Raw genomic sequence first — 22,738 nt, forward strand, 5'->3', positions numbered from 1 at the left:
TTCCACTATATGCTTGTACGCCCCGTTATAGAACGGCAAAAATCATTCGTGCGGCTCGGCTTCTTTCCGTAAAGCCGCCTCTTTCTCCTTCTCCGCCGCCGCTTTCTCCCATTGGCGCGGCGGAGCCAATTCAACAATTAAATAATCGCCTTTGCGCACCTCCGCTCCCGGACGAATGTTTTGGCTGACGACATAGCCGGTCCCTTTCGTGCTCGGCCGCAAGCCGAGTATATGAGCCACTTTCATAGCGTCGCGCAGCGAGAAGCCGCGCAAATCCGGCATCGTTGCCGCCCCGTCCGTTTTTAACACGACCCGTTCGCCCAAAAGAACGTGATCGCCGCCTTGCGGAAGCTGTTGCTCAACATATTTGCCGCGGCCGATCACGACCGGCACATATCCCTTTTCCTTCAGCTGCTCTGCTGCCGAAGCCGCCGGCTGGCCGATCCATGAATCAAGCGCCTGCGGTTTTGCAGTCTTTGCTTTCATTCGTTTTTCCCCGTTCGGTTCAATATGCAAATATTGCAAACTGCTTTTCATCACCGTCGTAAAAATTTGCGACACCGGCGCCGCTCCGGTTTCGGTCACATCGAGGTGCGGCTGTTGGACCGCGACATACATGAGAAGCTTCGGATCATCCGTCGGCGCCATGCCTAAAAACGAAAAAATGTAGTTTTCCCGTCCGGTCAAATAGCCCCCGGAAGCCGATGGAATTTGCGCCGTCCCCGTTTTGCCGGCGACGCGGTAGCCGTTGATTTGGTACGGACGGCCGGTGCCGTGCTCGGACGTGACGACCGTCTCTAAAATGGCGCGCACTTTGCGCGCGGTTTCCGCCGTAATCGGCTCGCCGACCACGGTCGGCCCATGATCGAGCACGACTTTGCCGCTGTCTGGGTCGACGACTTTCTCGATGACATACGGCTTCATCATTTTCCCATCGTTGGCGATCGCCGTCGCCGCTTGGATTTGCTGGATTGGCGTCACCGATGTCCCTTGGCCGAATCCGGTCGTAATTCGTTCAATCGGGTAGCGATAGCGGATTTGCCCGACCGCTTCGTTCGGCAAATCGATGCCCGTTTTCCGGTCAAAATGGAAACGGTGCAAATATTGCAAAAACCGATCTTCACCAAGCTTTTCTTTCACTAAAATCGAAAAGGCGACGTTTGAAGAGCGCTGCACCCCTTCATTAAACGTGATCGTCCCCCAGCCGACATCGTTATGGTCGCGGATCGTGTTCGGCCCCACTTTGTAGGAACCGGAGCGATACGTTTCGTTGCCGTTATACACTCCTTCGTTGATGGCCGCCGCGAGCGTGAACACTTTCATCGTCGATCCCGGCTCATACGGATAGGAAATGGCGTCATTTAAAAAGTTCGTAATATCACGCTTGTTTGGGTCGAAGCTCGGACGCGTCGCCATCGCCAAAATTTTCCCTGTTTTTGGATCAGCGACGATGGCGATCATTTTTTTCGGCTTGTATTGCTTCTCGACACTGCTCATCGCATCTTCCAAAAACGATTGAATCTTTCCGTCGATCGTCAAATAGACGTTTGCCCCATTGTCCGGCTTGACAATGCGCTCTTTGCCCCCGGGGAGGCGGAAGCCATTTGCGTCGCCGGCAAACGACACATAGCCGTCTTTTTCACGCAAATACCGGTCAAGTTCTTTTTCCACGCCCATTTTGCCGACCGTTTCGTTAGCTTCATTTTTTTGCGCGTAGCCGATGACGTGCGACGCAAACACGCCGTTCGGATAAAACCGGCTCGTGTCGCGGATGAAAGCGATGCCTGGCAAATGGAGCGCTTCGATTTTCCGTTTCAGCTCAAAACTGATGTTGCGGCCGTAGGACCCAAACTCGACTTGCTTCGCTTTTTTGGTCAAAATGCGCTCCATCGCCTCGACGTCCATGCCAAGCAACGGGGCGAGTTGTTCCGCTGTTTTTTTCGGATCGACCACATGGTGCGGATGATCCGGATCGGTTGTCATCTTCGGATCCAAAACGGCCACAACCGTATACGACGGCACATCTTCAGCCAAAACGGCGCCGTTGCGGTCGAAAATCGTTCCGCGCTTCGCCTTGATCGTCCGCGTTTGTTGATGCTGCCGCTCCGCGATCACAGCCAGCGTTTGGCCGTCCGCTTTGCCGGTCCATTCAAGCTGCACAAAGCGGGCGAACAACAGAGAAAAGAGGAAGCCGAACAGGCAAAACAGGATGAACGCTCCTTGATGGGTGTTGCGATGCTTTCTTGCCTCCATCGCCGATCATTCCTGCACAACTTTCACATGGTTTTCGTTGAGCGACAAACCGAGCTCTTTTGCCTTTTGCAAAATGCGCTCGTACGCGCTCAGCCGTTGCACCTCGACATATAGGTCATTGTTCTCCTTTTTCTGCTCGTCAATCGACGCCTCGAGCTTTTGCACCCCTTTGTTCAATTCGTAAATGCGCACTTGGTTCGAGACGATATGAACCGCCGCATAGAAAACAAACAAGCAAAACAACACAAACAGCATCTTTTCAGCCAGCGACAGGCGAAAGCGCTGCTTCCGCCGCGTCTTCGGGCTTGGCGGTGACGCCGGATGTCGTTGTTCGCGCGCGACTTTGACTGCTGCATCGTTCACATTTTTCCCCTCCTGTTTCTCCATGCATTCGTTTTTCGCCGCAATGGGCGGCGCCCGCATTGAAATTTGGTTGTGTTTCCCCGCTATTTTCGTCATCTACAGCTTTTCGGCAATGCGGAGTTTGGCCGAACGGGCGCGACGGTTTCGTTCGAGCTCTTCCTCGGAAGGAACGATCGGTTTTTTTGTAATGATTTTCAGCACGGGGCGGTAGTCGTCGGGGAGAACCGGAAGCCCCGGGGGCAATGGCGGGCTTTCGCTCGCCTTTTTAAACGTTTCTTTGCAAATGCGGTCTTCAAGCGAATGAAACGTAATGACGCTCACCCGGCCGCCGGATGCAAGCAGTTCGATCGCCTGCTCGAGCGCCTCGCGAAACGCCTCAAGTTCGTCGTTGACCGCGATGCGAAGCGCCTGAAAAATGCGTTTGGCCGGGTGTCCGCCGCTGCGGCGCGCCGGGGCGGGAATCGCTTCCTTGATCACATCAACGAGCTCCCCCGTCGTTTTAATCGGCCTCGTGCGGCGCACTTCCTCGATTTTGCGCGCCACTTGCTTCGAAAACTTCTCTTCGCCGTAACGGAAAAAGATGCGGACGAGCTCCTCGTATGGCCAGCGGTTGACAATCTCCGCCGCCGTCAGCCGCTGCTTGCGGTCCATCCGCATATCAAGCGGCGCATCGTGCTGATAGCTGAAGCCGCGCTCGGGTTCGTCGAGCTGCGGTGAAGAAACACCCAAATCAAACAAGACGCCATCGACGGACTTGACGCCAAGCGCCGAAAGCTCCTCTTGCAAAAACCGGAAGTTCCGGTGCACAAACTGCACTTGCCGGCCGTAGCGGGCGAGCCGTTCGCGCGCATGCATGATGGCGGCTTCGTCTTGGTCAAAGGCAAACAGCTTCCCACGTGCCGACAAACGGGAGAGCAAATACTCGCTATGGCCGCCGCCGCCCAGCGTACAATCGACGTAAATGCCGTCAGGGCGGATGTTCAGCCCATCGACTGCCTCTTTCAGCAACACTGTTGTATGTTGAAACACATGTCCACCACCTTCGTTGCGTAAAGCCACACTCACATCGGCCAGTGGCCGCCTCCTTATTATATCGCAAAGATGGACAAAATTTTAGCTTTTTTTGTAAAAAAACGTCCTTTTTTGTTTCTTTTTGTCGGACGGACCAATCACGGCCATCCTGGCGGCTTCACCCCTTTACTTTTATTTCCATTTCGTGAATATTGTTTTTTTACAATTCATTTCACAAAAAAGAAAATCCTGCTCAAAGCAGGATGTTTCTTTTCGACTTTTTCTTTGAAAAAGCCTCACATATATACAATTTTATGCATTCCATTGCCAGGACTGCGAATGGCCAAAAGTTTTTCTACAAAATCAAATCCGTAGCGGTTGATGTAATAAAACACGTTCCAAACCCGCTCCTGGAGCGCACCGTTCGGCCGAAGCGACGTCTCGATGCGCCAAAATTTCCGCCACTCCGCCTCATGTTTGCGCAACAGCGCCCGCTCGAGCGCGTGCTGAAGAAACTCGATTTGCGCCTGAATGATGGCGGCATTTTTCGCCACCAATCCCTCCAATCCGCGGTCAATCGCCACCCCAAGCTCACGGAGCGGCCGGTGCGCCGCGTCAATGTCCGCCTTCGCTTTGGCAAACGCCGAAGCAAGCGGCGCTTGAGCGGTCGCCTCCCGCCACTCCCGCTTTGCTTCATCGAGCCGCCCGGACAATACATCAGCCACCTCAAGGCCGATATCGGACAGGTCGGTTTGCAGCGAACGGCTGACGATCGTCGCCTGCAGACGCGGCACGACCGGAGGCATTTCTAGGTCGAAAAGCGGAAACGCCTCTTTCAATTCCGCCCAATAAGCGATCTCCCCCGGTCCGGCAACGAAAGCGAGCGTCGGCAGCAAATGCTCTTGCATGAGCGGACGGGTGACGACATTGTTGCTTAAACGGGCCGGATTCGTTTCGGCAAGCTCAAGCAGCTCTTCTCTTGTCCAAACGAGAGTTCCCGCTTTATTGTGAAACAGGCCGCGTTCCTCATCATACTGCAAAAGCGAACGTTCACGGCCGTCGTAATAAAACAAGTTGGCCGCGTCACGACCGATTTCAATCAGCGGCGCATATCCGAGCGCGCGCAACGCCTCTTGCTGAGCGAGCACCACGGCCGTCACATCGCGATGGCGTTCAATGAGCGCGGCGAAAAAGCGGCGCTCAAGCGGCCGCACCGCCGCATCGCCAGCGTTCAAAACAACTAAACCGTGATCAGCGAACAACCGGAGCACAATGGCGGCAAAAAAGTCGACAAACGTGCGCGCCTCATCAAGACACGATGACAAAAAGAAGAGCAGCTCATTCGTCACGTCCGTTTCCCCATATGTTTTGACGACGCGCTCGATCCACTCTTTCGCAGCCATCCGGTCCAGCAGCACATCGGCAGCCATCCGTTTTTCGTTCGTTTTGTGCGGGTACGCTGCTTTTTTTACTTCTCCTTCCTCAACGACATAGACATGATCGATTTCCGCGATGTCATGATCTTCGCCGGCGATCCAAAACAGCGGCACGACCGGCACGCCCAATTTTCGTTCCTGCTCTTTGGCAAGCTGGATGATGGTGATGATCTTATAAATCGTATACAGCGGCCCAGTCAACAGCCCGGCTTGCTGGCCGCCGACAATGACGACGCTTCGCTCGTTGCGCAGTTTCTCAATGTTTGCCATCGTAGCCGCGCTCGCCGAGAAGCGCCGGTGATAAGCGCGCAAATAGTCGGCAAGCCCTTCTCGGTCATAGGTTCTTCCTTGCAAATAGGCCAACCGCCGACAAAACGCTTCATCGTCCGCCTGGGCATAAGCGAAGCCGCTCTCTGCTGGAAACGCGCCGGTTATGTAATCAGCCGCCAATTTCGTCGCTGCTGGCAACGGAATTTCGCGAACTTCCATGGCGAAAAACTCCCTTTCTTATGTATTCTTTCATGAGTATAGCACGTTTATGGCCAAGAGAAAAAAAGCTTGCTCGGCCACACTAAAGGCTCATCGCAACGCGCATGGCCATTCCGTATACAAGCAGCCCGGCGTAAAGGGAGGCAAAAATAAGAAAACTCGCCCGCCAAAAGACGCGGAACACCGTCCGCAAACGAAAGTCCGCCGTTTTCCGCCAATAGCCAAGCGCGATTGCCGCGTGCAGACCAAACAAAAAGAGAAGAAGAGGAACGAAGTACGATTTTCCAAACAGCACTGTCAGCAAAAAATAGACAGCGGCGATGAAAAAAGCAGTCGCAGCGTTGACCGCGGCGTAAAACGCTGCCCGCCTCCGCCTGCCGACCAAGCGTGCTCCGAAGTAGACGAGCAAAAACAGCAGAAGCGGCGCGGTCACAAACGTCGCCAGCGTCGAAGCGAGCCAATCACCCATCCGTCTCTCCCCCTTCCTTCCCTTTCACCGCGCAAAAGACAAAGCGGACGACCGGCAGCATAGCGCCGCGCGCCTCCCCTTGTTTCAACACATAGCCCAAAATGGCGTCAATCTCCGTCCGGCGCCCGTTCGCCAAGTCCATATACATCGACGAATAGTTGTCCGCTGTTTTTTGGCATATGCGGACGACGCGCTCCCACGCCCGATTGGCGTCTTCAAGCGGCAGCACGTTCCGCACCTCATCAAACAGCTGCCTCATCATATCGCGGTACGGAGCCGTTTCTAGCAGCGCCCCGTTTTTCACTTGCAATAGAGCGGTGAGCGGATTGATGACTGCGTTGACGACAAGCTTGTCCACAAGAATACGCTCCCAATCATCGGCCCATTCGATCGGAAAGCCGCGCTCCCCTTCCCGAAGCTCCCAGGCGTCGCCAAATGAACCATAGCGGGAAGCAAGTGTCAGCTTTCCGGCGCCCGTATGCGCCACCGTCCGGTCATCCAGCTTCATGGCACCATGCTCCACGACGCCGACGAGGACATTTTTGTCGGCAAACATCGTCAACTGCTCGAGATGCCCCATGCCGTTTTGCAAAAAAACGAGCGTGCGAACGCGGCGAAACGCGTCGATTTGCGCACAGACGGAAGCGAGATCGTACTGTTTGACGGTCACAAACACGAGCGGCTCGTCCAGCTCCGCTCCAGCAAACGGCTGCGCGCGCACCGCCACGACCGATGTCTCGCCATCTTTTTTCAGCGCCACACCATGCTCGGCAAGCTGCCTTGCTTGGGACGGACGCCTCGTATAGACCGTCACCCCATGGCGCCGCCCAAGATAAGCGGCGAGCAGCAATCCGATTGCTCCGCCGCCGACAATCCCAATGTTCAATCCTTCTCCCCCGCTTTCTTGCAACATGGCGTTAGCCTTATTTTAGCAGAGATCTTCTTCTTCCGTTAAGAAAAAAAGCCGGCGAAAAGCCAGCCTTTACCCTTCGTCGACGCCTTCAGCCACTGCATTCGGCGCCGGTTTCCCGCTGTCTGTCACCATTTTGCGCGCCCGCTCCATAATGGAAAGCAGCGTTTTATACTCCTCCTGGATCGCAGCTAGTTGTTTTTGCAGCGATTCTTTTTCCATTTGCAACTTCGTTACCATTTGCTGCAGCTGCTCCATATCGTTTTTGAGCGCCCGATTTTCATCGGCCGTCCGTCGGGCGTCGCGCGCCTTTTGCTCCTCAGCTTGCAAAAAGGCCAGCACTTCCGCCCATGACAAATGGCTTTTGACTGCCGTTTCCACCTTCGCCTGCCCCTCGCTTTCCTTTGTCGATGGGGTTTCTTTTTTTCGCATCTTCCGTTCTTGCTTGGCTTGCTCGATCTCCTCCTTGTACTGCTTGCGAACGCACGAATTCCAGCGAAATCCGCACGCTGCCGCCGTCCGCGACAAGCGCCGCCCGACTTCGGCAAACGCCTCCAGCTGGGTGCCGCCTTCGCGAATATACTGAAGCACAACATTCGCCAACAACTCATCCTCTTCTTTCGTCCATGCGTCTTGACGCACTCCCGTCATCCCCTTCCCCCCTTATCGCCGCTTTGTCATTATATGTATGCGGCTAGTAGAAACGGTAGAAGGAAAAAATTACTTCTTACACAAAAAAGGACGCAATGCCTGTTCATGTTCGGCCGACCCCCACAGCTCGGCGCAACGGGCGATCTCGGCGAAAAACTGCTCTCGAAACCAAGCTGTTCGCCATTTTTCGCCGGCTGCGGCCTTATATGCCTGCAAGACGGAAAGCGACCGCTCCGCATAAGGCGCCAGCCGTTCACGCCATTGTTCGCGCCAATGTTCGGCTGGTAGGATGGCGTCAACCCAACCGCACGCTTCCATCGCCTCCGCCGTCATCGGCTCGGCGCGCAGCAATAAGTCAAGCGCCCGCCCGTACGGAAGTTTGGCAAACAGCATCGACGCTCCTCCCCAGCCGGTCGTAATGCCAAGCCGGCCTTGCACAAATCCGATCCGGCTTCCTTCTTTGGCAAAGCGAAAATCGCAAGCGGTCGCCAGCTCGCAGCCGCCCCCCATCGCTGTTCCGTTGACAAGGGCGGCCGTCGGCTTCGGAAACGTTAGCAGCCTGTACAGCAGCTCTCCCATGCGCATGAGCATCTGTCTTGCCTCCGTGCCGCGCAAATGCCCAAACTCACTTAAATCGCCGCCGGAGCAAAACGCCTCGCTGCCGGCGCCGGTAATGGCGAACACTTTCACCTGTGGATCAGCCGCCGCCTGTTCCATCGCCTCCTCAAGCGCCCCCATCACGGCAAAATTGATCGCATTCCGTTTCTCTGGACGGCAAATCGTAAACAGCGCAATGCCGTCATGATGCTCCAACATTGCTTCCATCAGCACGTCTCTCCTTTCTTCATCAATGAATTGGGCGCGTTCTCTTCAATTTCCTGCCTCACGACGAAAAAAAACTGCCGCCTGGACGAACAGCGTTGATTTTTTGCAGACAATCAAAAAGGCTGTCCTCTTTTCGGACAGCCTGTCGTTCGATGTCGGCCATTATTTGTTGACGACATCTCTTCCTTTGTATGTTCCGCATGCTTTGCAGACGCGGTGCGCCAATTTCCATTCGCCGCAGTTCGGGCATTGCACCATGCCTGGCACTTGCAGTTTAAAGTGCGTGCGGCGCAGCCGTTTTCTCGTTTTCGATGTTCTTCTAAAAGGTACTGCCATCATTCCCACCTCCTTGTCGGGCGCATTTTGGCATATCCATGCCGGCGGATCAGTCAACCTCGAGGCCGCCGTCCGCCGGCACACAAGGCGGCTGCCGGACGGTGCGCAATATTCGGCGCCATCGGCCGGCAACGCCGACTCACGATCATTCCTCTCGTTTTTCCTCGAAAAACTTGGCCAGCCCTGCAAGGCGAGGATCTACTTTCTTTTCCCGCTCTTGCATCGCTTTCTCCCATTCTTCTTCCGACAGAACGTCCCATCCTTCCCCATGTTGCGGAGCTCCGCCGGCAACCGGTCCTTCGGCGATCAGCTGCAACGGGATTTCAAGCAAAATCAACTCGCGGATGATGGGATTCAAATCAATCGTGTCCCCCGCCACCATATGGGTGTCCTCATCGGTCTCCACGATGCCGCTGCCATCCGCAAAAAACGTCTCCGTCGTCTGAATGGAAAACGGATACGCCACATCGACAAGCGTCCGCGAACAAGGCAACACCATCGTTCCAGACAACGTCAAATGAAACGTGAATTTCGTCGACCCGACATCCGCTTTTCCTTGGACGTGCACCCGCGAAATATCGCGGATCAACGTGTCAATTTGTTTTAAATCGGACACATCGACCGTCTCATCAATCGCCATTTCCTTATGTTGAAAACGGCGAAGCTGTTGGACCGTCCATTTCATATCATCACCTCAAGGCAACGAATAAAATTATACGTTTCGTTTCTAGTTTTGTCAATGTTTTTTCTTTACAACCACTCATTCCTTGGGAAAAGAACGGCATACTCCCATCATTTCCAAATGCCATTCCGAACATGCACGGTCGGCGCGCGGACATCGGAAAACGGTCGACCGCTTCGTTTCTTTTGCTGTCCTCACCGCATGTTGCCGTTGATCTTCGCCGCTTTCTATTCCATACTAAGTTCAGATAGAATAGACAGCCATTTCGTTGCGGCCAAGCCGCGCGAATCGCCATGAAAGGAGCGAAAAAAGGTGAAAGCCGTCGGCGTGATCGTGGAATACAACCCGTTTCACAACGGTCATTTCCACCATTTGAACGAAACGAGGCAAAAGACAGATGCGGACTGTTTGATCGCCGTTATGAGCGGAAACTTCTTGCAGCGCGGTGAGCCGGCCATCGTCTCCAAATGGGCGCGGGCCAAAATGGCGCTCGCCGCCGGCGTAGATGTGGTCATCGAGCTGCCGTACGCCTTCGCTGTGCAAGCGGCTGAACAGTTCGCACATGGGGCGGTGCAGCTGCTTTCGGCGATCGGCTGCCAAGAGCTTTGCTTTGGCAGCGAATCGGGGGAAATTTCCGCTTTTTTATCCGCGGCCAAAACATGGCTTGAACAGAAGGAAACGTTCGATTCCCTCATCCGCACCGGGCTTTCGCGCGGACAAAGCTTTCCGAAAGCCGCCGCTGAAGCGTGGCAAAAGTTCGGCGCCGCTCCGCTTGATTTGTCCAAGCCAAACAACGTGCTTGGTTTCGCGTATGTGAAAGCCATTTGGCAAAACAAGCTGGCGATGATGCCGCGCACGATTCCGCGGCTGGCCGCCGGCTATCATGACGAATCATTTTCCCACCCGTCGATTGCGAGCGCCACCAGCCTGCGGAAAACATTGCGACAAACCGGTCGTCTCGAGTCGATCGCGGCGTACGTTCCGCCCGCTGCACTCGAACAACTCCGCCAATACCGGGAGACATACGGGCGCTTTCACGATTGGGAAGTGTATTTTCCGCTCCTAAAATATCGGCTGTTGACCGCCACAGAGGCCGACTTGCGCCGCATCGCCGGCGTGGAGGAAGGGATCGAACACCGGCTGAAGCAACACATCGCCCACGCCGAAACGTTTGCCGCCTTCATCGCCGCTGTCAAAACGAAGCGATACACCTGGACAAGGCTGCAACGCCTATGCGCGCATGTGTTGACGAATTTCACAAAAGAGGAGCAAGCCAAAGCGGCCAACCCGACCTATATCCGGCTGCTCGGCATGAGTGAAACCGGCCGCCGCTACTTAAAGCAGGTGAAAAAAAGCGCTGCGCTCCCGCTCGTCGCCAGAGCATCCAAACTCAACGGCGACCCTCTTTATGAGCAAGAAAAAAGAGCGGCAGCTGTGTACGCCGCCGCTTTTCCGGAGCCGCTCTACAGCGCCGCGCTGAAAGAAGAATACGCCACGGCGCCGATTTACGTTTCCGGCATCGAACGCAAATAACGAACTGCCTCGTCGAACGTATCGACCGGGACGATTTTCATATGCGTCCCGATTTTTTTCGCCGTCCGCACCGCCTCGCGATAGTTCGACGTCGGCGCACCATGTTCGTTCGGGGCGAAAAACACCTCGGCTCCTTCGCGGTCAGCGGCCACGACTTTTTGCGAAACACCGCCGATCGGCCCGACGTTTCCGTCAAGATCAATCGTCCCGGTGCCGGCGATTTTATGACCTTTTGTAATATCTTCATCGACAAGTTGGTTGTAAATTTCAAGTGAAAACATGAGCCCAGCCGACGGTCCGCCGATTTGTTCCGACTCCACGTCAACCGGCGGGTCGGTGCGGACGTCATAATCGGTCATGAGTGTCACCCCAAGGCCGACTTGGTTCGGGTGCTGTCGAAACGGCTTCAGCTCGAGCTCTGTTTCCTGCCGCTTCCGGCCGCGAATGAATGCGACGCGGACGCGATCACCCGCTTGTTTTCCGCGAATGTAGTTGACCATCTGCTCCGATGTGCCGAGCGGCTTTCCGTCGATCGCGACGATGCGATCGCCGGTCTCTAGACGGCCGGCGGCCGGCATATCAGGGAGGACGCTCATGACATAAACGCCATGAGGTTCATACGACACCGGCTTTCCGGCGTGGCGATAAGCGACGACGATCGCCGCTTCCTTCGACTGTTCCATGAGCTCAAGCTGGCGCATCGTATATTCCTTGTCGCTCTCCCCTTCCTGCTTGATTTCCTCGACCGGATGAAGCTCATAAAACGGGCGGATATGGGCAAACAAATACGCTATCACATTCGCCCGCCCCATCCGCACCGTCGTAAGCATAAACGTTCCCTTATCACGGTCGCCGTTTTCCACGTGAACGAGCGGCTTTAAACTTTGCGCGCTTCCCGGCATCGTCACATAATACGGCAGCTTCATAAAAATGAGCAGAAAGGTGAGGGCGGCGCCAAAGAAAAACAGGGCAATATACGTCCGTTTCTTCATTCGTGTGATGGCTCCTTCCACTGTTCGATCGCTTGACGGATCGCTCCCACTTGCTTCCGCGCTTCCTCTTCCCCGCGAGCGATGATTTCCTCAATATCCGTGAACGCCCGCGAGCTATACTGTTCGACTCGCGGCCGGATCATAACGTCTGAGGCGAGCTGACGGTGAGCTACCAGTTCCGCTTGCAAAATATCGAGGCTCTGCCAAATGACATCGGCGATCGACGCAATTTCCGCCTTTGTGTTGAGCGGAGAGACATCGACGGCGATGACAATATCCGCTCCCATCGCTCGGACGACCGACACTGGCACCCGGTCGACGACGCCGCCGTCGACAAGCAGTCTGCCATTCACCTCCGCCGGCACAAAAATGCCGGGAATCGAGATGCTCGCCCGCACCGCCTGGGCTGCTTCCCCTTGCCGAAACACGACTTTCTCCCCTGTCTGCAAATCAGCGGCGACAACAGCCACAGGCGGGGACATCTCCTCGATTCGTTTCCCTTTCGTCAACAAGCGAATAAACTGCGTGATGCGCTCGCCAGCGATCAGCCCCATTTTCGGCACCGTCCAGTCAAGAAAATCGTTGCGTCGAAACGATTGAGCCAACCGATAGAGACGATGGAGGCCATGGCCGCTTGCGTAAAGGACGGCGACGAGCGCGCCGATGCTGCTGCCGGCCAAATAGGAAATCGGAATATGCTCCTCCTCAAGCACTTTCAATACCCCAAGATGGGCGAACCCGCGCGCTCCTCCCGACCCGAGCGCCAATCCGACTTTTGGCGGCACGCCTCCTCCCCCCTTTGTCGCACGCTATCCGCTTTCATCTTATGGTCTAAAACGCCCCCCTATGCTCGTATATTAGGTTATATGAGGTTGTACTACAAGAAACCGCACGGCAAAAAAAGGGGGGGGAAAAGTGAAACAAAATTGGGGGGCGAAATGGAAAACCGTATTGCTCGCTTCCGCCGCCACCTTGTTTGCGTTTTCGCTCATTTGCTATCCAAAACAGTCGCTTGAAGCGTCCATTCGCGGTTTAAATATGTGGTGGGAGGTCGTCTTTCCATCGCTTTTGCCGTTTTTCATCGTCTCGGAGCTGCTCATCAGCTTCGGCGTCGTCAGCTTCCTTGGCGTCTTGCTCGAGCCGCTCATGCGCCCGTTGTTTCGCGTCCCGGGCGTCGGCGGATTCGCCTGGGCCATGGGAATGGCGTCCGGCTACCCGTCTGGAGCCAAGCTGACCGCCCGCCTGTACCAGGAAAAACAGCTGACGACGATTGAAGCCGAACGGCTCTCGTCGTTCACCAATTCATCCAACCCACTTTTTATTTTTGGAGCTGTATCAGCGGGGTTTTTCAACAACCCGCAACTCGGCCTTGTGCTGGCCGTTTCCCACTATTTAGGAAACATTAGCGTTGGGCTGATCATGCGCTTTCACGGCATCCGAAAAGAACAGAGACAATCGAAGCGGCAGCCACGCTCATTTTCGCTCCCGTATGCGCTGCGCACACTGCACCGCACGCGACTGAAAAACGAACAGCCGCTTGGCAAACTTCTTGGCGACGCCGTGCGCTCTTCTGTCCAAACACTGTTAATGATCGGCGGTTTTATTATTCTCTTTTCGGTTATGAATAAACTTCTGTATATGATGCATTTGACCGAACAGCTTGCTCCATTGCTGCGCCATCTGCTCCGCCTTGCCCAGCTGCCGGAGCAGCTTGACATCCCAGTGTTTTCCGGCTTGTTTGAAATTACACTCGGCAGCCAAATGATCAGTCAGACCGATGAGGCGATGCTGATGGAAAAAGCAGTAGCAACAAGCTTCGTCCTCGCTTTCGGCGGTTTTTCCGTCCAAGCGCAAGTCGCCAGCATTCTCGCCGAAGCGAACATCCGCTTTCAGCCGTTTTTCATCGCGCGCTTGCTGCATGGAGTGTTTGCCGCTTCCTTTACATACTTGCTTTGGAAACCGTTGTACATCAAAACAGCCGGCGGGATGCCGACCCACATCCCAGCGTTTCTTCACGCCGCCAAAGACGGCGCTTGGAATGAAGGCTGGCGGTTGCTGCAGCAATACGGGCCGCTCCTGACACTGTTGTTCCTTTGCCTTTATATATGGCTCGTCATCAAGGCGGCCAGTGAATCGCGCGGGCGCTCATAAGACGCTTGAGCGCCCAGCTTTTTGGCAGCAAAAAGCCATCGGGGCGGTTCGCGTCGTCTCGGCCGTGAGCCGCCCTTGACGGCAAAACCGGGCCGGCGCCGACTGCAACGTTCGCTTAAGCGGCTTTCATAAGGAAGCGTCAATCAGCGGCCGTGGACGCAAATTTCCGCTTCAGCGCCTGCTCAACAACCGGGGGCACGAGCTCGGAAATATCGCCGTTGTATTTCGCCACTTCTTTGACGATGCTCGAGCTTAAAAACGCATACTGGCTGTTCGTCATCATAAAAAACGTTTCAATGTTTTCATCAAGAACGCGGTTCATCGACGTAATTTGCATTTCGTATTCGAAATCGGACACAGCGCGCAAGCCGCGCAAAATGGCATTCGCTTTTTTGTTGCGGGCGTAATCAACAAGCAGGCCGTGAAACGCTTCGACATGGACGTTCGGAAGCGTCCGCGTCACCTCACGAAGCAGCTCGATCCGCTCCTCGACAGTAAACAGCGGCTTTTTCGACGAGTTGTTCAACACCGCCACATACACTTGATCAAACACTTTCGCCCCTCGTTTAATAATATCCAAATGCCCGTACGTCACAGGGTCAAAGCTCCCGGGGCAAACCGCAATGCTCGCCATCGCTTCCATCCCCTTCCCATCTATAAATCGTCACACCGGTGATACCGTATGTTTCCCGCTTCCATCGTGTCAGGCCGCCGACCTCCTCCGGCAGCTCCGCCTCCGCCGAGTGTTCAGCGACGACGACGCCGTGCGGTTCCAGCAACTGACGCTCGACGATCGACGACAGCAACGTCGGCCACTGTTTCTCTTTGTACGGCGGATCAAGGAAAATAACCGCAAAGCGGAGGCCGCGCTTCGCTACCGCCTTCAGCGCCCGCTCAGCGTCGTTGCAGTAAATTTCCGCCCGCTTCTCAAGCCCGCAGGCCGCCACGTTTTTTCGGACCGTCTGCACCGCTTTCCTGTCATGATCGACGAAAATGACGCGCTCGATTCCTCGGCTGAGCGCCTCGATGCCCAAGCCGCCGCTGCCAGCAAACAAATCAAGACCGTTGCCGCCTGAGAAATATGGCCCGATCATATTAAATATCGCTTCTTTGACTTTATCGGTCGTCGGCCGCGTCGACATCCCTGGAACCGCTTGCAGACGCCGTCCTTTGCATGTCCCGGAAATGACTCTCATCATCTTCACCCAATTCACCGTTTCAAGGTGCCTTGTCATCCATTTGATTCGTTGTTTTCATGGTAATCTTACCATAAAGTTGATGATCGTCAAACTACGGAATTTTTTCGCCATTCATGTATAGAAATCGGCAAACGGTCCATAATGAGTAATGGCAACACGCTTGACGCGTTGTTGCCAGTGACGGAGAAGACTTACGTTTCCCCATAAGTTCTTCCTCCGGTTTCTCCTCTCCCTTTTCTTTATTCTTTCCGATCCTTGTTCCGCCCTGCGCGGAGGCAAGGAACTGGAAAGGGCCTTGCGGGTTCATTTCCGCAAGGTTTTTTTTGATTGCAATTCGCGAAGACGGCCGGTAAAGTTAAGGGTGGACGATGCTTGCAAGGGGGAACGATTCATGATCCAACGATTTATCGAACTTGGCGAAGGATATTCCGATATATATGAGCTGATTGCATTGGCGAAGGCCAACCGCCATCGTTTATCCGGATTCTTTGTCTTCCATACGGTGAAAAAAGGCCAGGCGGTCGTCTCCTTGGCCGTTGTCCTTCATCCGACGGACCCCGGCGATTTCCAACCACTTTACATTTGCCGTGAAGGCATTCCCGATCCGTCCGTCAAGCCAAACAAACGGTACGAACTATTTATGGAAACCGCAAAGGAGCTGGGCATGGACGTCATTCACCTTGATGTTAAGCCATCGACGATGTTCGCTGAACTCGATTTATATTACCAACATTTGATCGGCATTATGCGGATGAATCGCTTCATCCCGCCGCTGCAGTAAACAAAGAAACAGCGGGCCGAAAAGCCGGTGCCGGCTTTTTTTCGACCCGCTGTTTTCCTTTATCCAAGCGGATACGGGGAGTCTTTTTCCTTCTCCCCTTTCGATTCAAATTCCAGTTTTAAAAATGGGCGGTACGACGGCTCGACCCGCTTGACGAACGGAAGCGAGGCGAGCTTTTTCATTACATGGTCGACTTGCTCCATATCACAATACAGAACAGCATACTTCAGCCGTTTGGAAATGTAATGAATGTTGCCGAACTTGCGCAACTGTTTCCCATATTTCAGCGAATGAAGCCAAACGATAATCCCTTGCCGTTTTGGAAACATAGTCCCTTCCCCTTTTTTATGTGCGGCAGCCGCAGCTTCCGCCCGCCCCGCAGCCACCGGAACAGCCCGCCGACAAAAAGTACGGATTTCCGGTCGGCACTTTCACATGTTCGGACACCGCTTTGCCGATCAGCACGCTGATCTCATCAAGCAACTCTTGCATCACCTTCTCCGCCTCCTTAAAGGCGGCGACCGTCTCATGCAAATCGAGCTCCCGCTTCGCTTCGCGCACTTCTTTCATCACGTCGCGGTAATCAGGATGGTATTTTCCGAAGCGCTGCACTTCTTCGTAGCGCTCCTTCAGCTTGACAAAGCGAGCGATCAGCTGCTGGGCGCGGCGGTCTTGCTTCAGCCGCCAAAAGGCGCGGCGGTATTCGTCCGCCACGTCCGACTCGACAATCATTTTGGCCAACGCTTCTGCTTTATCTAAAATCTCGATGCGCTCGAGAGTCGCAATCTTCACCAAATGGCACCTCCATTATCCATCATACCATGAACGAAAAGAAAATGAAAAGGAAAGAGATAGCAAAGAAGCAAACAAAAAAGGCGATCCAGACTGTGCCGAATCGCCTCTGTCCGCCTTTTAAACGATCGTCGTCATCTCTATCGGATGGCGACGTCAAATTCGTGCGTCATGCCGGTTGCTTTCCCATCATTGTAGACGAGCTCAAGACGGATGGTATGTTTCCCGCTCGGCAAACCGCGCACGATAAAGGCGGCCGTGTATACTTCCGTCATTTTTTGCCCGTTGACATAGACATTAATGTGTCCGCCGCCGCTCCCTTTGCGGAACGGAAAGTGGACGGCAACACATTCAATGAATACGTCACTTCCTTTCACTTCATGCTTCACCTGAAGCGGACCGCCCACTGCTTCGGCGTGAGCGGAGGACGACGGCGCCGGCTCAAAGAAGGCATACGCCGCAAGCAATATGACAACCGCAAACCATGCGAACCACTTTGGCAAAGACATCACTCCCTTTCGAAACTAGTCTTTGCCATTGGCCGCCCGATTAGTCGCGCATGGCTTTAAACATTTGCCACATAAGCGACGCCATTTGCAACGATTGGGAGATTTTTTCCACTTTGTCAGGGATCGTCAGCTCATAGTGACGCAAGGCGGCCAATTGGAACGTCGACAGTTCATGCGGACGGCGGGCAAGGAGCCGGTACCAGCGCGGCTGTTCGCGCAAAAACGCGCGCAACATCGGTGTTCCTTGCACATATTGCCATACATCTTTCCTCATCGCCACCACCCTTTAATCTTTGCGGAACGAAAACGGATGCGCTTCTTTGTTTCTTTGTTCTTGACCGGCCCCTTGAAATTCGGAAAGAATGCTTTGGATCGCCGCGATCGCCTGCTGGACATTCGCCAAATGTTTTTGCACATCGGCTGCATCGATCTGTCCAAGCATAGCCGCGAGCTTATCGAGCCATTTGTTCGTTCCTTTTTCCTCCTCTTTTGCCGCACCGTTTGTTTCCCGATACGGCTCCCATATGTCATCGTCTTCCCCGAACAAATACCAATCCTCATACACTTGTTTCCACGTCTTTTTGCCACTGCGCACCTCTTGGATGATTTTTGGATGTTTTTTCACAAACTGTTTAAACTGTTCAACGGAAGGATGCAGAGGCTTGACCATGGCGGTTCTCATCCCTTTCGTCCACTCATGCCTATCTGCCATATCATATCGCATCCAACAAAGAGAGGTGCGCCCAATTTTTAGAGCGGCGTAAAGAAGTTTTGCGTATAGTAATCGGCGTAGACGCCAACGCCCAAGCGGGTGAACTCTTCGTTCAACATAATGTTCCGATGGTTTTGGCTGTTCAGCCATCCGATGGTCGCCTCAACGCCATCGACTTGATGGGCGGCGATATTTTCCCCGGCAAGCTGGAACGGAATGTGAAGCGCGCCAAGCCGCTTCGATAAATCGCCATACTGCGGCGACTCGTGGGAGAAAAACCGGTGATCATGCATATCTCGGCTATGTTTTTCCGCGGCGGCAGCGGCCTTGTCATCCCACATGAGAGAGGAAAGCCCATGGCGACGGCGGATCAAATTCGTCCAGTCAAAAATTTGCTTCGCGTTGGCCGCATCAACAGCCTGTCGCTTTTCTTCCGACAGCGGCGCGGCCGCCGGCAGGCTGCCGCGGTAAACGAGCTCGTACGGCCGCAACTTGACGAACGTTTCTGCATCCATCAGGCGGATCGCCGCCACCTCGCCGGTAAAGCGGTCAACATACAGCTGAGCGTAGACGCTGCCAACTTTGACAACCGGCCTTGATGAGTAATCTTGTTCAGACAGCTCAAACCGGTATGTCCCGCTGCCTAGCTTAATCTCAATGTTCGATAGCACCGGCATCGTTTGAAAAATCGTCTGCAACCGCTGGCCGACCGCAAACGGTTCAACGTTCACCTTCTCTCCGCCGACAAGGGCGGTGACGACGCGACCGCGCAAGATGCCAATCTGCACGTACGACTCGGGTCGACGGCTGTACACCCACCAGTCATATCCGTAAGCTGACGGGTCGATTCGGTCTGGAGCGCCAAGCAGTTTTTTCGCCTCTTGCGCCGATTGCCCGATCAACGCAACGATGCCGGCCGTCGCCTTCGGCTCTTTCAACATGTATCGATTCGTCTCTGGCTGCTCCGGGGGGCTCGGGGGCGGCGGACTCGGCACAAAATAATACAATCCAATCAAGAAAAACAAAAAAAGGAAAAACCATTTCACACGGCAACTCCCGCTTTCTGCGCAATCTCCTTATTGCCATTATAGCCGTTTTTTAGAGGCAAAAAAAAGAGGACACCCAAAAAGAGCGCTCCTCCTCGAAAGAAGCCGTGTCCGTTGCGTTTGTCAATGGATGGCGTCTTGTTCGGAAATCTCGCTTAACGCACGACCCCCGCGTTCATCAGAATAGCGGTTCGTCGCCAAATCGCCGAGCGAGATGATGCCGACCAAACGCCCGTTTTCTACGACCGGGAGGCGGCGAATTTGGTGACGTGCCATCATATCTGCTGCCTTTTGCACCGAATCGTCCGGGGAAAGCGTGACGAGATCGCGGCTCATCACTTCCGTCACCGCAGTCGAACCGGGACGTTTTTCAGCCATGCCGCGCACGACAATATCGCGGTCGGTAATCATTCCGACAAGGCGGCCGTCATCGACAATCGGAATCGCCCCGACGTTGAAATCGCGCATTTTTACCGCCACTTCGTAGAGATTGTCAAGGGGGGTGCAATATTGCACATCCGTTGACATGACGTCCCGTACCGTTTGCATTCTTCGTCTCTCCTTTCTACCCGTATTGTGCGCCGGATCACACAAAAAAATGCGAGCGAAACGGAAACAATGGCAAACAATTCGTTGAAAAGCAAACCGTTTTCGTACTATTATAAATGAGGGGATGATTTCCTGTTTGGCGCTTTTACATATCTGTGTTGTTAGGAGGAAGAAAGATGAAGTTTGAAAATACCGGACTGGAAAATCAGACGGTCGAACTGTCCCACCTTGATGACATTATGGAGCGCCTCGGCTTTGTCCGCGCGGCGCAATGGGATTATGAACGGGTCACATACGATCGGAAATACGTCGTGAAAGAAGGCACCTACTATTTGCGCGTTCAAGGATACGCCATTGAGGGAGATGTCGATTCGCGCTATGCACTCATTAAGCTGCTCACGCCGATTTTAGGGAAACATTACTATCCACACGGCGTCGAATACGGCGATGATGAACATTTTCCGTCCTCTCTTGTCAGCCAATGCCAAAACGTGTTGGCGCAGGTCAAAAGCGAGCTTGAAAAAATCAAAGAATAATTAAAAAACGCATGAGAGCGCGGTTCTCATGCGTTTTTTTCCGGCATGACAAGCCGTTTGACAACAATGTCGACCGCCTCGGCGACATATGGCGTCATCGCGGCGATCTCCTCGGCAATATGCTGTTGCAGCTGGCGGCAAACTTCCATCACCGGCGCCCCATATCGAATGGACATCTTGACCGTGACGCGGCACCGCTCGCCTTGAGCAACGGTGAGGAACACCTCACAATCGTCAAGAGCGACCTCCGTCTGGCCGCGCACACACATCATGACAATTGTCAACAGCGTCGCCTCTACGGCGCTCCGTTTCCGATAGCGAAACGTGTTCACCGCCTTCTCCTCCCGCTGCACAAAATCACGTCTATACAGGCACGTTGTATTCTATATAGATGCAATTTAAAGCTTTAACATTTTTCGTTTTTACCGGTCATTGCATCCGACTGCCGAGTGACCGAACAACACCGCTTTCAGCCCCATGTATGGGTCTGAGAAGCGGGGGTTTGTTCGGTCGTCCGTCACGCCTTGGCGTGACGGGGGCAAGCCTGCGGCTTGCCCTCGACAGTCGAAACATCGATAAGTGGCTTTTCTATCCAAGATATGTTAAACGTTTTGGTTGCATCTATATATATGCAGCCATCCCTGCCCTTGCTCCTTGCCCGCCGGTTAAAAACCGAGCACCGCCTTGATGAGCGACGTCGTTTGGCCCCCTGGATAGAGGACATAAAGCAGCCAGTAGACGACGACCCCGGTTGAGGCGCTGCCAAACCAAATGATGCTGGTGATCGGCCCAAGCCGACGATGGCGGGCCCTCTTGTCTTTCAATCCCGTCCAAATCGTGACAAGGCCAAATACGGCGCCAACTGTCGCCAGCACAATATGGAAAATAAGAAACAGCGTATAGTACACTTTGACGTTCTCCGGTCCGCCAAAGCTCGTATTGCCGATAAACAACGTCCGCGACATGTAAATGGTGAAAAACAGCAAAGCAAACACCGCTGCCGTCAGCATCACCTTTTTATGCGCTTCGATCCGCCTGCGGCTGATCAAATACCACCCATAAGCAACAAGCAAAGCGCTGATCACGATGCAGCTCGTGCTGATTGTCGGTAAAACGGCCATCGCTTCTCTCCCTTTCTTCTTTGTTCATCGTTTAGCGGCCAACCGCGCTTTACAGTTTGGTCGGCCGCAGCTCCATATCCATGCTTGGCTCTTTCTCCCGCTCCTTCCGATACCATTCGGTGAAGATGAAGAACAGCATCGTCCCGTACACGATTTCCTGGATGATTTTCATCAACACTCCGCCGAGCTGCTGGTCATGGAGCGGGGACATCGATAAAAACATTTGCGGCCCGGTCAAATCAAGCGAAGCCAGCGTCCCTTGAGGAACGCATAGAGCCAGCGCGGCCATCCATGCTTTCGGGTCCGTATACGTCGCATAAAGCGGCGTATCGGTAAAAATGATGAGCGCGCAAGCCGGGGTCAACAGCATGCCGTCAGCGAAAATGTAACCCATTTTTTTTAAGCCGGACAATGTTTGCCACTCAGGAAGTTTATTAACAAGCGGCCACCACATGCAAAACGCGGCAACGAAAATGACCGAGGTAACAAAGGCATGCAGCCACATATTCATTTTTACGGCGTCAAAAATGAATGGAACATGATAAAGCGAAAACAAACCGTTAAACAGCAGCAGCGCCACAATCGGCTTTGTCAACAGCCGAAACACGCGGCGCACCGCTGCGATGCGGAACGCTCGCTCATAAAGCGGCGACGGAATGCCTAAAATAAAGCATTGCGGCACGATCAAATACAGCACTGCCATTTGCACCATATGGGCGGTGAACGTCAAATGGCCCATCAAATCCAACGGAGACCCTTTGCATATATAAAGAAGCGCCATCCCGGTCAAAAAATATGCTTTCTGCTTCCCCGAAACGGCATCACCGAGGCCGAAACGCTGCCGCCATGGCCCGGTGATCCCAATGTACAGCAATGCAACCGCCGCTAACACAAGCAAAAAAAACGGACTCCAAAGGGCGACGGGGCCAAACATTTGCAGCGATTGAAACATACGAATCCCCTCCTGATTGGTCCTTTCCCATTATACTACACGACGCCGCGCCAAGGCTATTGAAAAAAAGGGGAAACCGGCGCAAAACCGATTCCCCCTTTTCTTACCACCAAATGACTGTTGTAAACGCCCAAACAAGTAGAAGCATAACCGCCACACCGCCATAAATAAACATCGCCGGGAATTCGTGGCCTTTATGGCTCATATGCATGAAATAATAAAGCTGGAATGCGACCTGCACGGCGGCTAAAAGCAAAATAAACGGAACGACAAACCAATGGGAAAACTCTTCGTAACCAACGGCGGCGAAGGCAATGAGCGTCAACAAAATCATCAAAACGAATGCAATCATTTGATGGCGCATCTCTTCCGCGTTTTTCCGCCGGCGATACGCCAAATCGACGCGTTCATTTCCTGAATTCGTTTGATTCGCCATACGT

At 54.0% G+C, this 22,738-nt stretch carries 29 protein-coding genes; 4 read left to right on the forward strand and 25 right to left on the reverse strand.

Annotation, left to right across the window (positions count from 1 at the left end; genetic code table 11):
- Positions 1-42 precede the first annotated feature (42 nt).
- The 10 genes from GC56T3_RS12855 to GC56T3_RS12900 form a co-directional block, all read right to left on the reverse strand.
- Positions 43-2,253, reverse strand: a complete 2,211-nt coding sequence (locus GC56T3_RS12855) for a penicillin-binding protein (protein ID WP_013145852.1) — start codon at positions 2,251-2,253, stop codon at positions 43-45.
- A gap of 6 nt (positions 2,254-2,259) precedes the next feature.
- Positions 2,260-2,616 (reverse strand): cell division protein FtsL, encoded by a 357-nt coding sequence (gene ftsL / locus GC56T3_RS12860; protein ID WP_013145853.1) that lies wholly within the window; start codon positions 2,614-2,616, stop codon positions 2,260-2,262.
- A gap of 96 nt (positions 2,617-2,712) precedes the next feature.
- A complete protein-coding gene (rsmH, locus tag GC56T3_RS12865; RefSeq protein WP_013145854.1) occupies positions 2,713-3,645 on the reverse strand; it encodes a 16S rRNA (cytosine(1402)-N(4))-methyltransferase RsmH in 933 nt (310 codons plus the stop codon).
- 278 nt (positions 3,646-3,923) lie between these two features.
- Complete coding sequence (bshC, locus tag GC56T3_RS12870; RefSeq protein ID WP_013145855.1) at positions 3,924-5,552, reverse strand: bacillithiol biosynthesis cysteine-adding enzyme BshC; 1,629 nt, start codon at positions 5,550-5,552, stop codon at positions 3,924-3,926.
- 82 nt (positions 5,553-5,634) lie between these two features.
- A complete protein-coding gene (locus GC56T3_RS12875; protein ID WP_013145856.1) occupies positions 5,635-6,021 on the reverse strand; it encodes a DUF3397 domain-containing protein in 387 nt (128 codons plus the stop codon).
- Positions 6,014-6,934 carry a 2-dehydropantoate 2-reductase gene (locus GC56T3_RS12880; RefSeq protein ID WP_013145857.1) on the reverse strand — a complete coding sequence of 307 codons (921 nt, stop codon included), beginning with the start codon at positions 6,932-6,934 and terminating at the stop codon, positions 6,014-6,016. The genes GC56T3_RS12875 and GC56T3_RS12880 overlap by 8 nt, the downstream gene beginning before the upstream one ends.
- Positions 6,935-7,003: 69 nt before the next feature.
- Entirely contained in the window at positions 7,004-7,582 is a 579-nt protein-coding gene (locus tag GC56T3_RS12885; protein WP_013145858.1) for an RsfA family transcriptional regulator, read from the reverse strand.
- Between the two features lie 69 nt (positions 7,583-7,651).
- Positions 7,652-8,407, reverse strand: a complete 756-nt coding sequence (locus GC56T3_RS12890) for an enoyl-CoA hydratase/isomerase family protein (RefSeq protein ID WP_013145859.1) — start codon at positions 8,405-8,407, stop codon at positions 7,652-7,654.
- 162 nt (positions 8,408-8,569) lie between these two features.
- Complete coding sequence (rpmF, locus tag GC56T3_RS12895) at positions 8,570-8,743, reverse strand: 50S ribosomal protein L32 (RefSeq protein WP_011230605.1); 174 nt, start codon at positions 8,741-8,743, stop codon at positions 8,570-8,572.
- A 145-nt stretch (positions 8,744-8,888) separates the two neighbouring features.
- A complete protein-coding gene (locus tag GC56T3_RS12900) occupies positions 8,889-9,428 on the reverse strand; it encodes a DUF177 domain-containing protein (protein WP_013145861.1) in 540 nt (179 codons plus the stop codon).
- Positions 9,429-9,737: 309 nt separating this feature from the next.
- Between GC56T3_RS12900 and GC56T3_RS12905 the strand changes: the two genes are divergently transcribed.
- Positions 9,738-10,958, forward strand: a complete 1,221-nt coding sequence (locus GC56T3_RS12905; protein ID WP_013145862.1) for a nucleotidyltransferase — start codon at positions 9,738-9,740, stop codon at positions 10,956-10,958.
- Here GC56T3_RS12905 and GC56T3_RS12910 read toward each other — a convergent pair.
- Together GC56T3_RS12910 and GC56T3_RS12915 are read right to left on the reverse strand one after the other, a co-directional pair.
- Complete coding sequence (locus tag GC56T3_RS12910; RefSeq protein WP_011230602.1) at positions 10,931-11,950, reverse strand: SepM family pheromone-processing serine protease; 1,020 nt, start codon at positions 11,948-11,950, stop codon at positions 10,931-10,933. The genes GC56T3_RS12905 and GC56T3_RS12910 overlap by 28 nt on opposite strands.
- Complete coding sequence (locus tag GC56T3_RS12915; RefSeq protein ID WP_013145863.1) at positions 11,947-12,735, reverse strand: patatin-like phospholipase family protein; 789 nt, start codon at positions 12,733-12,735, stop codon at positions 11,947-11,949. Before GC56T3_RS12915 ends, GC56T3_RS12910 begins: the two co-directional genes overlap by 4 nt.
- A 130-nt stretch (positions 12,736-12,865) precedes the next feature.
- Between GC56T3_RS12915 and ylbJ the strand changes: the two genes are divergently transcribed.
- Positions 12,866-14,101, forward strand: coding sequence for a sporulation integral membrane protein YlbJ (gene ylbJ, locus GC56T3_RS12920; protein WP_013145864.1), 1,236 nt, complete (start codon positions 12,866-12,868; stop codon positions 14,099-14,101).
- 139 nt (positions 14,102-14,240) lie between these two features.
- Here ylbJ and coaD read toward each other — a convergent pair whose 3' ends face one another.
- Together coaD and rsmD are read right to left on the reverse strand one after the other, a co-directional pair.
- Entirely contained in the window at positions 14,241-14,735 is a 495-nt protein-coding gene (gene coaD / locus GC56T3_RS12925; protein WP_013145865.1) for a pantetheine-phosphate adenylyltransferase, read from the reverse strand.
- Positions 14,701-15,297 carry a 16S rRNA (guanine(966)-N(2))-methyltransferase RsmD gene (gene rsmD / locus GC56T3_RS12930; protein ID WP_041468821.1) on the reverse strand — a complete coding sequence of 199 codons (597 nt, stop codon included), beginning with the start codon at positions 15,295-15,297 and terminating at the stop codon, positions 14,701-14,703. Before rsmD ends, coaD begins: the two co-directional genes overlap by 35 nt.
- 394 nt (positions 15,298-15,691) lie before the next feature.
- Here rsmD and GC56T3_RS12935 point away from each other — a divergent pair, with 394 nt between their 5' ends.
- A complete protein-coding gene (locus GC56T3_RS12935; RefSeq protein ID WP_013145867.1) occupies positions 15,692-16,081 on the forward strand; it encodes a hypothetical protein in 390 nt (129 codons plus the stop codon).
- Between the two features lie 59 nt (positions 16,082-16,140).
- Here GC56T3_RS12935 and GC56T3_RS12940 read toward each other — a convergent pair whose 3' ends face one another.
- The 7 genes from GC56T3_RS12940 to GC56T3_RS12970 form a co-directional block, all read right to left on the reverse strand.
- Positions 16,141-16,410 carry a YlbG family protein gene (locus GC56T3_RS12940; RefSeq protein ID WP_011230596.1) on the reverse strand — a complete coding sequence of 90 codons (270 nt, stop codon included), beginning with the start codon at positions 16,408-16,410 and terminating at the stop codon, positions 16,141-16,143.
- A 16-nt stretch (positions 16,411-16,426) separates the two neighbouring features.
- Positions 16,427-16,873 (reverse strand): YlbF family regulator, encoded by a 447-nt coding sequence (locus GC56T3_RS12945; RefSeq protein ID WP_013145868.1) that lies wholly within the window; start codon positions 16,871-16,873, stop codon positions 16,427-16,429.
- Between the two features lie 140 nt (positions 16,874-17,013).
- Complete coding sequence (locus tag GC56T3_RS12950; RefSeq protein WP_013145869.1) at positions 17,014-17,382, reverse strand: hypothetical protein; 369 nt, start codon at positions 17,380-17,382, stop codon at positions 17,014-17,016.
- A gap of 40 nt (positions 17,383-17,422) precedes the next feature.
- A complete protein-coding gene (locus GC56T3_RS12955; protein WP_013145870.1) occupies positions 17,423-17,656 on the reverse strand; it encodes a YlbE-like family protein in 234 nt (77 codons plus the stop codon).
- Positions 17,657-17,668: 12 nt separating this feature from the next.
- Positions 17,669-18,052, reverse strand: a complete 384-nt coding sequence (locus GC56T3_RS12960; protein WP_013145871.1) for a YlbD family protein — start codon at positions 18,050-18,052, stop codon at positions 17,669-17,671.
- Between the two features lie 80 nt (positions 18,053-18,132).
- Positions 18,133-19,140, reverse strand: a complete 1,008-nt coding sequence (locus GC56T3_RS12965) for a CAP domain-containing protein (RefSeq protein WP_013145872.1) — start codon at positions 19,138-19,140, stop codon at positions 18,133-18,135.
- A gap of 123 nt (positions 19,141-19,263) precedes the next feature.
- A complete protein-coding gene (locus GC56T3_RS12970; protein ID WP_013145873.1) occupies positions 19,264-19,689 on the reverse strand; it encodes a CBS domain-containing protein in 426 nt (141 codons plus the stop codon).
- Between the two features lie 176 nt (positions 19,690-19,865).
- On the opposite strand from GC56T3_RS12970, the gene GC56T3_RS12975 reads away from it, so the two are divergent.
- Positions 19,866-20,225 carry a YugN family protein gene (locus GC56T3_RS12975; protein ID WP_013145874.1) on the forward strand — a complete coding sequence of 120 codons (360 nt, stop codon included), beginning with the start codon at positions 19,866-19,868 and terminating at the stop codon, positions 20,223-20,225.
- Positions 20,226-20,251: 26 nt separating this feature from the next.
- On the opposite strand, the gene GC56T3_RS12980 is transcribed toward GC56T3_RS12975, so the two are convergent.
- From GC56T3_RS12980 to ctaF, 4 genes are all read right to left on the reverse strand, one after another.
- The gene (locus GC56T3_RS12980) at positions 20,252-20,557 is read right to left on the reverse strand and encodes an Asp23/Gls24 family envelope stress response protein (protein ID WP_013145875.1); all 306 of its coding nucleotides are present in this window, start codon (positions 20,555-20,557) and stop codon (positions 20,252-20,254) included.
- Between the two features lie 333 nt (positions 20,558-20,890).
- Entirely contained in the window at positions 20,891-21,346 is a 456-nt protein-coding gene (locus GC56T3_RS12985) for a DUF420 domain-containing protein (RefSeq protein ID WP_011230587.1), read from the reverse strand.
- Between the two features lie 49 nt (positions 21,347-21,395).
- Positions 21,396-22,298, reverse strand: a complete 903-nt coding sequence (gene ctaG, locus GC56T3_RS12990) for a cytochrome c oxidase assembly factor CtaG (protein ID WP_013145876.1) — start codon at positions 22,296-22,298, stop codon at positions 21,396-21,398.
- 103 nt (positions 22,299-22,401) lie between these two features.
- Positions 22,402-22,734, reverse strand: a complete 333-nt coding sequence (ctaF, locus tag GC56T3_RS12995; protein ID WP_013145877.1) for a cytochrome c oxidase subunit IVB — start codon at positions 22,732-22,734, stop codon at positions 22,402-22,404.
- Between the last annotated feature and the right edge of the window lie 4 nt (positions 22,735-22,738).

Source organism: Geobacillus sp. C56-T3 (genome assembly GCF_000092445.1).
Lineage (GTDB): Bacteria > Bacillota > Bacilli > Bacillales > Anoxybacillaceae > Geobacillus > Geobacillus thermoleovorans.